Genomic DNA, 12,394 nt, shown 5'->3' with positions numbered 1-12,394 from the left:
TACTCTAAATTTGCTTTAGCATAATTTTAACAAGGGATACGCGAGTGATTTCGACAAAAGCGGTAAAGCCGACTCTGCAACTTGCCTACGTTAAGCTCATGATGGATGTTATTGGTCGTGGCTTAGTCATGGCAAGTCAAGTGGACTCTGAAATACAAGAGGAAGTATCTAAATTTCCTGTTCACTTTGTACTTTCAATGAATGTTTTCCCAAATGGACCAGCTTTTTTTGCTCGAGTGACAGAAGACAAACAGCTAGAACTACTTCAAAGAGCTGAAAGAAAACCAGACTTAACGATTACATTCAAACATGTCACTCATGCCTTTTTGGTGTTTTCTTTTCAAGAAAGTACTGCCCAAGCATTTGCCAATGACCGGATGATTGCTGATGGTGATGTATCTGCTGCTATCCGCTTGGTACGCTGCTTAAATAAAATGGAAGCTCTTATTTTACCTAAATTGGTTGCATCATTAGCAGTCAAAGAATACCCAACCGAACTCACCCTAAAAGAAAAATTCAACGAAGCTGCAAATATTTACTTAAAAGTAGCCAAGTCCTATTTCAAGCGGAGCGCATAACATGGCCAAACCATATTACGAATTCTTTTGTCCTGTAAAAGTCATTGCTGGTAATGCTGCGCTAGAACATATTCCGTTTGAGCTTGCAACTTTAGGTGCAAAACGCCCTCTTATCATTACAGATAAGGGTGTTCGCGCAAATGGCTTATTAAATCCGATTGAAGCTGCATTTAGTACAACTGATGCTGTCATTGGTCATGTTTTTGATGATGTACCACCCGACTCAAGCTTAGAAGTCGTTCGTCTTGCAGCAGAAGCTTATCGCGCAAACAAATGTGATGCGATTATTGCTGTAGGTGGTGGTTCAGTTATTGATACATCTAAGGCAACTAACATTTTAGTTTCTGAAGGTGGAAATGACTTATTGCAATATGCAGGTGCTCACAACCTACCGAAACCATTAAAACCATTTTTTGTGATTCCGACAACTTCAGGCACTGGTTCTGAAGTAACAATGGTTGCCGTAGTTTCAGATACTCAAAAGAATGTTAAGTTAGCATTCGCTTCTTATTATTTAATGCCACATGCAGCGATTTTAGATCCACGCATGACGCTTACATTACCTCCTCATTTAACGGCAATGACAGGTATGGATGCCTTAACACATTGTGTTGAAGCCTATACATGCATGGCTGCCAACCCATTGAGCGATGCTTATGCAAGTGCCGGAATTAAAAAGATTAGTGAAAATCTGTTTAATGTCTTAGAAAACCCAAATGACTCTCAAGGCCGTTTGGAGTTAGCACAAGCTTCAACAATGGCGGGTATTGCATTTTCTAATTCGATGGTCGGCTTAGTTCACTCTTTAGGACATGCTTTAGGTGCTGTTGCTCACCTTCCCCACGGTTTATGCATGAACTTATTCTTACCTTACGTGCTTGAATATAATAAACAAGTAAATGGTCAGAAAATTGGTGAGTTGCTATTACCACTCGCAGGTGCAGATATTTATGCACAAACGCCTGCAACCCAACGTGCAGATAGAGCAATTACGACGATTTTGGCAATGCGTGATCGCCTATTTACTTTAACAAAGCTACCACGCACTCTACGTGAAACAGGTAAAGTAACTGAAGCACAGCTTGATGAAGTTGCAGAAAAAGCACTAAATGATGGCTCAATTATTTACAACCCGAAAGAAGCAAGCTTAAAAGATATCCGAGACATCTTAGAAAAAGCTTGGTAATTCGATAAGTTAAACTCAAAAAAATCTATAAAGGTCTGATTTATATATTAAATCAGACCTTTTTTATAACTAAGTATTTTTATTAATTATTTTATTTGAAATATGTGGCAAAAAATTTGCTAAAAAATAGATGAAAGTACTGACAATTTATATCAATTTAGGATAGATTGGCGCACTTTATCTTTTTCTGTAGGGGGGATCGTTCGTCTCAAACGATCCTTAACACCAAGCTGATCCTTGATCAACGATTATGAGGATAACGCCGTTGACAAATTTATCTGGGACTAAACCAACAGGCAAGCTTCAAAAGAATCTTGTACTTTGGCATATTGTTATTATTGGTTTAGCTTACATTCAGCCATTAACGTTATTTGATACTTTTGGTTTAGTGTCAGAACGAAGTGGCGGTCATGTACCAACTTCCTACATTTTTGCATTAGTCGCAATCTTATTAACATCGATCAGTTATGGACATATGATTAAGCGCTACCCTTCTTCTGGGTCAGCCTATACATATGCTCAAAAATCAATTCATCCTAATGTTGGCTTTATGGTGGGTTGGTCTTCTTGGTTAGACTATCTACTGTCACCGCTTGTTAATATTATCTTGGCAGATATTTATCTAAGAGCTCTTTTTCCAGAAGTAAATAACTGGTTATGGGTGATTGGTTTAACAACGCTCATGACTGTTATTAATTTATTTGGTGCACGGTTTGTTGCACGTTTTAACAGTACGATTGTTGTTATTCAGCTTGGCGTAATTTTTTATTTTGTTTATCAAGTATATATCTTACTTACTCAAAGTGTATATGCAGATGGAACTTTAAATCCAGATAAAGCGGCATTGTGGTCATTAACTCCTTTTTGGAACGATATGACGTCTGTCAGTTCTTTAATTGCTGGCGCGACTGTACTCTGCTTCTCTTTTACCGGATTTGATGCTTTATCGTCTCTTGCTGAAGAAACAAAAGATGCAGAAAAAACGCTACCAAAAGCTATTTTTTCTACAGCATTACTTGCAGGTATTATTTTCATTGTAAGTACTTACTTCATCCAATTATATTTCCCAAGTAACCCAAACACTTACTTTAATCCTTTAGATGAATCACAACCTGTGATGGTCGCTGCGATTGGTAGTTTGCTGTTTAAAACTTTGGTTTTATATTTTGCTGTAGTTGCTGTAATGGCATCAGGTATCTCTGCCCATGCGGGTGTATCACGTTTAATGTATGTGATGGGACGCGATGGCGTCATCAACAAGAAATTATTTGGTCATATCAGTCCAAAATTGCACACCCCAACTTACAACATTCTTATTGTTGGTGTGGTTGCTTTATCTGCTGGTTTCCTAGATCTTGAACATATTGTTAACTTGATTAGTTTTGGTGCTTTAACTGCTTTTAGTTTTGTTAACTTCTCTGTAATTTCTCGCTATGCATTAAGAGATGGCAAGAATAAAACGCTTAAAGACATCATTAATTATATTGCTATACCAACGCTTGGTTTTGCCAGTGTGTTTATGATGTGGTTAGAGATTGATAAGCTTGCCTTACAAATTGGCTTAGCTTGGGCCGTTATTGGTGTAGGTTATCTTGCCTATAAAACCAAAGGCTTTAAATATAATGCTCCACAACATAACGAGCATGAGTAATAAAAAGGCGCTTAAAGCGCCTTTTTTATGATCAAATTAACCGTAAATTTTATTTACAATGCTTTGTACACGTTGTGCATAAAGTTTTGCTGTTTCAAGGTCTCCAGTAGGAACCTCTTCCGCACTTGCATCCGAAGGCGATTGAACTAAAAGCCCTACCGAACCGCCTAAGTTATTTACATCTTCACGTGTAGCATCTTTCGTATTTGCTGGTAATAAACCAAGACTCACCCAAATGCCACCATGCTGTGATGCTAAAGTTTGTAGTTGAATAAGAGTTACTTGCTTATCCCCATTTAAGCTCGCACTGTTTGTAAAACCTGCAAATACTTTATCTTGCCAACCACGTGTAAACCATACTTTTGAAGTTGCATCAGCAAACTTTTTAAACTGCCATGGCGCTGTACCCATATAAGTAGGTGCACCAAAAACAATCCCCTTCGCATCATTTAATATCTGCCAATCTTGATCAGTAATATTTCCCTCTTGATCAATTTGGATAAGCTGAGCATTAATTTCGTTTGCAAATGTTTCAGCCACGACTTTTGTGTGGCCATAACCAGAGAAATATACAACCGCGATATTAGAGTTAGACATGGGAGCAAACCTTTGTTTTATTAAATTCCACTTTATGATATATTTTAGAAACTAGGTGTCAATTAGTTACTAACTGGTAACTAGTGTAATTTTTCAAAAAATTATAGGTAAATGATATGAATGAATGTCTAAAATATAATATTTTTCAACAACATTGCCCTGCTCGTTTATTTTTTGAAAAAATTGCAGATAAATGGGTTCTATTAATTTTAAATGTTCTTGAAGAAGAAACTCAGCACTTCAATTTGCTCAAAAAGAATATTCAAGGTATCTCGCCGAAAGTTCTATCTCAAAAATTAAAGATGTTGGAGAGAGATGGTTTCATCGAACGTAAAATCCAAAATACATCTCCAATTCGTGTTGATTACTCACTTACTTCTTTAGGGCAAAATGTAGCTTCAATGGCGTTCCAATTAAAGGAATGGGCTGAAAATAATATTGAGCAAGTTTTAGCAGCCCAAATAACTTATGATGGAAAAGTGCTAGAGCAAGCTTAACCCATAAATCCTTTAAAATTTTATTGAACTTGATTGATTAGGCTTTTTTCTTAGCGGAAGGGCGCGGCTCAACTTAATTAATTTTAATCGGTTCAGGCGGCACACTTATTTTAAATTGAATAGTTAAAGGCTCGCATTGTTTTAACTCCTGCTCATTTTTCAAATAAGTGCTTTCTAGACCATATTTCCAAGTACCATTCATGACTTCAAATGCAGGATAATTGACAATAAAAGTTTTGGTTTCACTAGGCTGATATTCGTAAGTTTGAGTCTCTTTACACTCATTTTCTGGATAAGAACGTTTAGTATTTCCAAATAAATAGAGTTCTAAAGGCACATAACACGCAGGTTGTCGTTCTTGTATTTTCTCTAATCCCTTATTAGTTTGAGTAATCTGCAAAGCCAGAGTACCGTTTAGAGTTAACTGCTGTGCATATTTAAAAACTGTTTCTTTTTCGATTGGTTCACGCGTTACATTATTTAAGAACTGTAGTTTACGATGCAAGCCATTACAGTCATCTTCAACAGGTGCGGGTAACCAGATTTCATTATCTTTTGAGTCACCTTTCTCACCATCGGCAGGTGTTTCATAATCACCTGGTTTACCGGGTTTAGTCGGATTTCCCGATCCACCTAAACTGGCACCACCTGCGAATAAATCCTCTCCGCAAGCAGTCAAAAGACCACCCATCAAAATGAAACTCATGGATATTATTAATTTTTTATAAGTTGTTTTCATCATATTGATAAGCTCCGAAACGGAAATTTTTAGTTGCACCCTCTTTTCCTTCATCGAGTGCACAACGTTCAATGGCTAACTTGAGTACTTGTAATGATAGATCTTCCCACAAGCGTAAACTTGCTTCTTTGAGTAAAGTGATCGATTCATCTGTTAATTCATCAGCAAAAATTGCTTGTTCTAAATAAGGTTCTTTTTCTGGCTGAAATAAATTATGAACTCCGGCAGCTAAATGTGCCTCTAAGTTATTCGTTAATAATTTTCTAACCTCGAATTGCTCAACATCAGGCATAAAACTACGCTGCTGCAACACCACAAGGTCATCTTCTTCTTTCACAATGTTCAGACGCTCAAGTTCGTTCAAAATAGATCTTGGATGTTTTTCGGTTGAAACTTTCTTTACCAAACTTTCAAAGCTAATCTGATCTTCGCTAATAAAAGGAATTTTTTCTGCCAATCCCTCTGCAAGCCACAAGCCAATCACCCGAGCAGGAACACTTACTGGCTCTGCTACTTTTGCTTCTGTTAAAGGCTGCCCAGCCTGCATCGCCTTTTTAAATGCATTCACATCTTTGCGATGTAACCCTGAAAGTAAACTGACCGCTGAATCGGTTGGTTTTTGCTCTATACGCTCTAGCTCAGTTAAAGCCTGTTGATAAAAAACAGGTTTCAAAGCAGTCACAAAGTCGTTATATCCCACTCCTGAACGAATTAACCATTGCGTCAGGTATTCCATTAACATTAATACCTGCTTCTGATTAAGTTCTGCATTGTTCGTTTGGAGTGTGGTCATAGGGTAACAATTTTCCTTCATATTTGAAAAACAGTATGGGCCGAGCAATTGTCACACTGAACGGTTTAAGATGCAATTTTCATTCTTAGACCTCTTTTGGAAACCGATCAACATAATGATTTGGCGCATTAAAATGGGTAAAAGAAATACTGATTGAGACATCTAAACTTTCTACACTATGCCACCAACCAATGGGGATAAACAAAGCCTCCCCAGCATTCAAAATACATTCCACTGGAGTGATTGATCTTGCCAAAGGATATTTTTCAAAATCAATTTTATTTGCATTACTTAATTCGCTAAACACCCAATGATCGTTATATAGATGAGGAACTTGCAAGGCAGGAATTAAAGTTACTTTTTTGCGTCCATAAATTTGAACTAACATATTATTCGTTAAATCATGATGTAATGGCGTAAAAGTTCCTTTAGGTCCAAACCATAAAAAACTACGCTCATCTTTTAAAGCCGAGTCACAATAACCTTCTGCAAAATCACCAATATCTAAAAATAGTTCTTGAAGCATCTGATGGCTGTTGGTCGCATTATTTGCAGTCATATAAAAATCATTACTGGCATCAACTGACATAACTTTTGATACAAATTCTGACATCTTCATTTTCTGTTTTAGTGATGGAGAATGTCTTTCAAACTGTTCATCTAAATTTCTATTCATCTGAACTTCAACTGAATGATGGCCAAATTTAGAAGCAAAATATTGCGGAGACCATTTGTGCAAAGCTGGCCAATGTTCTATTCCTTCTTTTAAAATCACAGGGCGATGTTGACTATAGTAATCCTTTATAAAGCCAGAGAACTGTGGAGCAGTAATTGAAGGAATTTCTTCACTATAGCCAGAGTTTAGCTGTGCCAATTGATCTACAGTGTCTATTAACCATTCACGTTTTTTAAGTTGATGATGCTTTTTCTTCAAAATTTTATATAACTGATTATTTTCTAAATTATTTAAATATTCTTTTACTTTTAAATCATTATGCCCCTGCTCTATTAATATTTTTACTATTTCCGTAGACGTGACCTTATTTAAAACTTGTTCAATTATCCACTCTTGATCATGATCCGATAAAGTCTGAAATTTCAAATCATTCATTTCAAATCTTGGCTCAAATCCATTTGCTTTTAATACATCGACTAATTGTTCAACTCCACACCCTTTTTCTAAATTTTCTTCAAGCCAGTTTTTCCATTCTAATGGCAACTGGTCAAACCATTTTTGACTTTTTTCGAATATTTCAATTTGATTATAAGCTGCCATGTTGAACCTTTTTTCAAATTTGATCTTTACAACTGCATTATAATTGATCTATTTTAAAAATGTTAAATTTTCACATTTTTAATAAAAAAAGGGTTCATGTGATGAATAACATAGTAAAAGGAAGCAGCATTGCTTTGATTTTTATAGCTTTAAGTGGGTGTGGGTCTGACGATAATGATTCGACACCGACACCAACACCAACACCAACACCAACACCAACACCAACACCAACACCAACACCAACACCAACACCAACACCAACACCAACACCAACACCAACACCAACACCAACACCAACACCAACACCAACACCAACACCAACAAGTGTAGCGGATCGCTTTGTTGGAAGTTGGTTAGCGGGCAAAGGAGGTTGTATTAACGGTTCTGCTCTAAAAATGAACGTCATTAAAGTTTCTGATAACAGCGTTCGATTTGCTAGTGAAACAATACGTTATGAGAATGAATCGAACTGTACAGGTAACATTGTTGCAAGTTACCGCCAAGCTGAAGATTTTAGTCTGGTTTCAAATATTGGAGCACCTCAGACAATACAAACCTCAAGCTATAACAAAGTAGATTGGCAGCTTGTAGTAGCAGGAAAGCTAACTCAGAAACAGCCAGCTATTCTAGGGTTTAAAAATGCAAATCAATTTTGCCTAGTCCCTACGGATGAACCAAATGCGATACATAATTATTTACAGCAAGCAAACTTTGATTTAACAACTACTTGCTTCACAAAAACAACACCATCAGCAAGCATGCAAAAGCCAACCCAAGTATTGGCAACAGCAAGTTATAGACTAGGGGACAATAAAGAATCTTGGGCAGATCTATTGACCCAACTTAACGATCAAGGACGCCAAGGCTATGCCCTTCTCACACCATCTGTAAGTTTGAATAATCCTGATAGTAGCTTTGCCCTATATAAAAATTTATATGTCAAAAACAATAAAACCACTGATACATACACCTATAAAACAGTTGATGTTAAAACCAACTCGGTAGCAAACCGTTATTTACTATGGGTGAATGAGCTAAATAAACAAGGTAGCTTAGGCTATATATATAAACTTTCATTTGGAGAAGTTACATCTAATACAGATAAATATCTATTTGTGAAAAATGATAAGAAACCAGCAACTTACACTTACTCTAATCGATTCTTAACCAATACCTCTCGCACAACAATTTTAAATGCCTTCAACGAACTTGGTGCACAAGGTTGTAAGCTAATTTATGCAAACTCAGCATTCACTAATAATGGCACAACGAATGGAACCTTCTATGTACCTACTTGCGTAAATAGCAGTACACATAACGGAACCTATGCGTATCGTTATTTTGAAGTTCCACAACATATTCCGTTTAACAAGGATGATGCAATTAAACTTGAAAAACTTCTTAAAGAGCAGGCAGCTGAAGGTTATAGACTGGTTGATGCAAACAATAATCTAGGCTTCTTTAATATTGATGGTTATCTATTTGAGCGTGATAGTGAAAATACGGGACCTGTTGAATATAAAGTATTTATTGAAGATGCTGCATCCGAAACAGATGAGCCATATCTCGTTGAAAATCGAATTCAAGACCAAGGTAAATTAGGTTGGTTCTTTGCAGTTCGACTTGGATCGGTCTATACCAACTCACCAACAAATTATGATTTAGCAAGTGGTGTAATTTTCCCTAAATAGGATATCTAAAACAAATAAGGCCACAATTGTGGCCTTATTCTTACTTAAAATTAGATAACTTATCCTAAGTTTTTAAAACCCTGCTGACGCCATGCTTCATAAACAATCACAGCCGTTGCATTAGATAAATTTAAACTTCTTGAGTTTTCAGCCATCGGCAAACGGATCCATTGTTCTTGCGGAAACATTAAGCGAACATGCTCAGGCAAACCGCGTGTTTCTGGCCCCATCAGTAAAGCCACAGGTCGATTCAAATCGACTGTATGTGGAGTCGCTGAGCCTTTAGTGGTGAGTGGAAAAACATGCTCAACACCTTTAGCTTTTAAGTCTGCAAGACACAGTTCAATGTTGTCCCAAATCTGCATACGTGCCCATTCGTGATAATCAAGGCCTGCTCTTTTGAGTTTTTTATCATCCAACTCAAAACCTAGGGGTTTGACTAAATGTAACTGTGCGCCCGTATTAGCACATAAACGAATGATATTGCCTGTATTGGCAGGAATTTCAGGCTCGTATAGAACAACATGAATCACAAATTTTCTCGACTTTAATAACCAGCAATAAATTCAGATGAACTTATTGCCATTTTAACTGTTCACGTAAACTCACCACTTCACCAATAATGGTTAAAGTCGGCGCTACGATATGATGTTCAGACACTTTAGTTGCAATATCAGCTAATGTTCCAACAATAACTTTCTGTTCTGGTGTAGTTCCTTTAGAAATTAAGGCTACAGGCATATCAGCACGCTGACCATGAGCAATAAGTTGCTCACAAATGCGTTCCAAACCAACCAACCCCATGTAAAGGACTAAAGTTTGATTTTCATAAACTAGTTCATTCCAAGGGAGTTCAGGTGAACCTTCCTTTAAATGCCCAGTCAAGAAACGGACACTTTGTGCATAGTCACGATGAGTTAATGGAATACCTGCGTAAGCAGAACAACCTGATGCTGCTGTTATGCCCGGTACCACTTGGAAAGTGACATTCGCCTCAACTAGCTCTTGAATCTCTTCACCACCACGCCCAAAGATAAATGGATCGCCACCCTTTAGACGACAAACACGCTTTCCTTTTTGAGCATATTCAACCAATAAAGCATTGATACCATCTTGGGGAACAGAGTGATTTGAACGGGCTTTACCAACATAAATTTTGGTCGCATCACGACGGCAAAGTTCTAAAATTGGTGCAGACACCAAACGATCATAAATCACCACATCTGCTTGTTGCATGAGACGCAATGCTTTTAGTGTCAGTAGCTCAGGATCACCTGGTCCAGCCCCGACCAAATAAACCTCACCTTTAGGTGCAGTCCACTCTGTTAAGGCTTGCTGAATCAAATCATTTGCAACTTCTAAATTGTCATTAAAAACTTGTTCTTTTAATGGGCTAGCATAGAGGTTTTCCCAAAAGATTCGACGCTCATCGGGGTTAGTAATTTTCTCTTTTACTTGCTTACGCCATTGACCAGAAAACTCAGCCAATTTACCCATGCCATGTGGAACAATCGTTTCGATTTGAGTACGAAGTTGTCTAGATAAAACTGGCGATGCGCCATTTGAAGCAACAGAAATGATCAATGGAGAACGATCAATAATCGCTGGAACCATAAAACGACAGTGTGGAATATCATCGACACTATTTACCAGTAAATTACGCGCTTCACATTGTTCAAAAACAGCTTTGTTTACTTGCGCATCATTAGTAGCAGCAATAACTAATCTGTAAGGGGTATTTAAAGAATTTTCGGCAAAGGTCTCAGCAAAGTACTGCCCTCCAGTTGCCTGAATCAACGATAAAAGCTGATCTTCAATTGCCGGAGCAATAATATCAATTACTGCTCCTGCTTTGGCTAAAAGATTTGCTTTGCGCAAAGCAATATGCCCACCACCCACAATCAGACAACGTTGCTGTTGCAACTTTAAAGAGATTGGAAAAATATCCACCTTAAACCTCTACATTAATCATCTGATTTTGGTTAAGCAAAAACCGTGCACAATTTAGATGCAAAGCTTAGTCAATAAATGTTAAACCACCCATATATGGGCGCAATACTTCTGGAATCTCGATAGAACCATCTTCACGTTGGTAATTTTCCATTACAGCAAGCAAAGTGCGACCCACAGCTAGACCAGAGCCATTTAAAGTATGCACCAATTCGGTCTTCTTTTGATCCATTCTGTAGCGTGCTTTCATGCGGCGTGCTTGAAAATCACCCATATTAGAGCAGCTTGAGATTTCACGGTAAGTATTTTGGCTTGGGACCCAAACTTCTAAGTCGTAAGTTTTAATCGCGCCGAACCCCATATCACCACCACAGAGCAAAATTTTGCGGTATGGCAAACCAAGTGCCTGCAAAATGCCCTCAGCATGTGCAGTAAGGTCTTCAAGTGCTTGCATAGAAGTTTCAGGTTTAACGATTTGCACCATCTCAACTTTATCAAACTGATGCTGACGAATTAAACCACGGGTATCGCGACCATAAGAACCAGCTTCACTACGGAAACATGGTGTATGTGCTGCATATTTTAATGGCAAGCGTTCGGTATCAATAATCTCATCACGAACGAAGTTAGTAACAGGAACTTCTGCTGTAGGGATGAGGTAATATTCTTTTTCACCTTGAAGTTTAAATAAATCTTCTTCAAATTTTGGCAATTGACCAGTACCACGAAGTGAATCAGCATTTACTAAATAAGGCACATAAGCTTCTGTATAGCCATTCTTTAAAGTATGGGTATCAAGCATGAACTGTGTTAAAGCACGTTGTAGGCGCGCTAAAGAGCCCTTTAAAACGCTAAAACGTGAACCAGTCAATTTAGTCGCGGTTTCAAACTCTAAACCGCCCATCCACTCGCCTAAATCGGTATGATCTTTAATTTCAAATTCAAACTGACGAGGCGTACCCCATTTTGAAATTTCAACGTTATCATCTTCATTTTTACCAGCAGGAACAGATTCATCTGGTAAGTTAGGAATGCTAAGCGCTTTTTGTTCAATTTCGTTTTGGAGCTCTGACAAAGCAACTTCAGCAGCTTTGATTTCATCACCAATCGCTTGCATACGCGCCATGATTTCAGAAGCATCACCACCGGATTTTTTAATCTGACCCACTTGTTTTGCACCGGCATTACGTTCTGCCTGCAATTTTTCAGTTTTTGATTGCAAGTCTTTACGGTGAGTTTCTAAAGAAGCCCATTCTTGAACATCTAATTGAACGCCACGTTTTGCCAAAGCCGCATTAACTGCTTCAATATTATTTCTGAGTAACTTAGGGTCGATCATAATCAATCATAATATGGGTAAAAAACTGGCTATAGTGTAAGGCCTTCACACTAAAAAATATAGTGATCATCTTCATAACGAATAGCTTTCACACAAT

12 protein-coding genes are annotated in these 12,394 nt (G+C 37.7%); 5 read left to right on the top strand and 7 right to left on the bottom strand.

The features are described 5' to 3' along the window. Positions 1–44: 44 nt before the first annotated feature. The 3 genes from MMY79_RS03900 (at position 45) to MMY79_RS03890 (ending at position 3,415) form a co-directional block, all read left to right on the top strand. On the top strand, positions 45–578 hold the full coding sequence (locus MMY79_RS03900) for a hypothetical protein (RefSeq protein WP_252612166.1): 534 nt from the start codon (positions 45–47) through the stop codon (positions 576–578). Position 579: 1 nt separating this feature from the next. After that, complete coding sequence (locus MMY79_RS03895) at positions 580–1,764, top strand: iron-containing alcohol dehydrogenase (RefSeq protein WP_004789399.1); 1,185 nt, start codon at positions 580–582, stop codon at positions 1,762–1,764. A 265-nt stretch (positions 1,765–2,029) separates the two neighbouring features. Then, the gene (locus tag MMY79_RS03890; protein ID WP_252612164.1) at positions 2,030–3,415 is read left to right on the top strand and encodes an APC family permease; all 1,386 of its coding nucleotides are present in this window, start codon (positions 2,030–2,032) and stop codon (positions 3,413–3,415) included. Positions 3,416–3,451: 36 nt separating this feature from the next. On the opposite strand, the gene MMY79_RS03885 is transcribed toward MMY79_RS03890, so the two are convergent. After that, positions 3,452–4,012 (bottom strand): flavodoxin family protein, encoded by a 561-nt coding sequence (locus MMY79_RS03885; RefSeq protein WP_252612162.1) that lies wholly within the window; start codon positions 4,010–4,012, stop codon positions 3,452–3,454. Positions 4,013–4,128: 116 nt separating this feature from the next. Between MMY79_RS03885 and MMY79_RS03880 the strand changes: the two genes are divergently transcribed. Next, complete coding sequence (locus MMY79_RS03880) at positions 4,129–4,509, top strand: helix-turn-helix domain-containing protein (protein WP_252612160.1); 381 nt, start codon at positions 4,129–4,131, stop codon at positions 4,507–4,509. 73 nt (positions 4,510–4,582) lie between these two features. On the opposite strand, the gene MMY79_RS03875 is transcribed toward MMY79_RS03880, so the two are convergent. The 3 genes from MMY79_RS03875 to MMY79_RS03865 form a co-directional block, all read right to left on the bottom strand. Next, positions 4,583–5,215 (bottom strand): hypothetical protein, encoded by a 633-nt coding sequence (locus tag MMY79_RS03875; protein ID WP_252613425.1) that lies wholly within the window; start codon positions 5,213–5,215, stop codon positions 4,583–4,585. 16 nt (positions 5,216–5,231) lie between these two features. Next, positions 5,232–6,041: a DUF6502 family protein gene (locus MMY79_RS03870; protein ID WP_252612159.1), complete on the bottom strand. Its 810-nt coding sequence runs from the start codon at positions 6,039–6,041 to the stop codon at positions 5,232–5,234. Positions 6,042–6,126: 85 nt separating this feature from the next. Then, entirely contained in the window at positions 6,127–7,317 is a 1,191-nt protein-coding gene (locus tag MMY79_RS03865) for a cupin-like domain-containing protein (protein ID WP_252612158.1), read from the bottom strand. Between the two features lie 101 nt (positions 7,318–7,418). Between MMY79_RS03865 and MMY79_RS03860 the strand changes: the two genes are divergently transcribed. Beyond that, on the top strand, positions 7,419–9,008 hold the full coding sequence (locus MMY79_RS03860; RefSeq protein WP_252612157.1) for a PT dipeptide repeat lipoprotein: 1,590 nt from the start codon (positions 7,419–7,421) through the stop codon (positions 9,006–9,008). Between the two features lie 59 nt (positions 9,009–9,067). Here the strand turns inward: MMY79_RS03860 and MMY79_RS03855 are convergent, their stop codons facing one another. The 3 genes from MMY79_RS03855 to serS all read right to left on the bottom strand — a co-directional run bounded on the left by MMY79_RS03855 (position 9,068) and on the right by serS (position 12,297). Beyond that, on the bottom strand, positions 9,068–9,541 hold the full coding sequence (locus MMY79_RS03855) for a tRNA (cytidine(34)-2'-O)-methyltransferase (protein WP_002116042.1): 474 nt from the start codon (positions 9,539–9,541) through the stop codon (positions 9,068–9,070). Positions 9,542–9,584: 43 nt separating this feature from the next. Further along, complete coding sequence (gene cysG, locus MMY79_RS03850; RefSeq protein WP_252612156.1) at positions 9,585–10,958, bottom strand: siroheme synthase CysG; 1,374 nt, start codon at positions 10,956–10,958, stop codon at positions 9,585–9,587. A gap of 67 nt (positions 10,959–11,025) precedes the next feature. After that, positions 11,026–12,297, bottom strand: a complete 1,272-nt coding sequence (serS, locus tag MMY79_RS03845) for a serine--tRNA ligase (protein WP_252612155.1) — start codon at positions 12,295–12,297, stop codon at positions 11,026–11,028. Between the last annotated feature and the right edge of the window lie 97 nt (positions 12,298–12,394).

The organism is Acinetobacter sp. XS-4 (genome assembly GCF_023920705.1).
Taxonomy (GTDB): domain Bacteria; phylum Pseudomonadota; class Gammaproteobacteria; order Pseudomonadales; family Moraxellaceae; genus Acinetobacter.
The sequence above is the reverse complement of the archived record's forward strand: the minus strand, read 5'-3'. Positions and strand labels throughout refer to the sequence as shown.

Excerpts from the sequence above, each read along its gene's own strand:
- MMY79_RS03895 (WP_004789399.1), top strand. The coding sequence starts at position 580 with ATGGCCAAACCATATTACGAATTCTTTTGTCCTGTAAAAGTCATTGCT.
- serS (WP_252612155.1), bottom strand. The coding sequence starts at position 12,297 with ATGATCGACCCTAAGTTACTCAGAAATAATATTGAAGCAGTTAATGCG.
- MMY79_RS03860 (WP_252612157.1), top strand. The coding sequence starts at position 7,419 with ATGAATAACATAGTAAAAGGAAGCAGCATTGCTTTGATTTTTATAGCT.
- MMY79_RS03875 (WP_252613425.1), bottom strand. The coding sequence starts at position 5,215 with ATGAGTTTCATTTTGATGGGTGGTCTTTTGACTGCTTGCGGAGAGGAT.
- MMY79_RS03880 (WP_252612160.1), top strand. The coding sequence starts at position 4,129 with ATGAATGAATGTCTAAAATATAATATTTTTCAACAACATTGCCCTGCT.
- MMY79_RS03885 (WP_252612162.1), bottom strand. The coding sequence starts at position 4,012 with ATGTCTAACTCTAATATCGCGGTTGTATATTTCTCTGGTTATGGCCAC.
- MMY79_RS03865 (WP_252612158.1), bottom strand. The coding sequence starts at position 7,317 with ATGGCAGCTTATAATCAAATTGAAATATTCGAAAAAAGTCAAAAATGG.
- MMY79_RS03870 (WP_252612159.1), bottom strand. The coding sequence starts at position 6,041 with ATGACCACACTCCAAACGAACAATGCAGAACTTAATCAGAAGCAGGTA.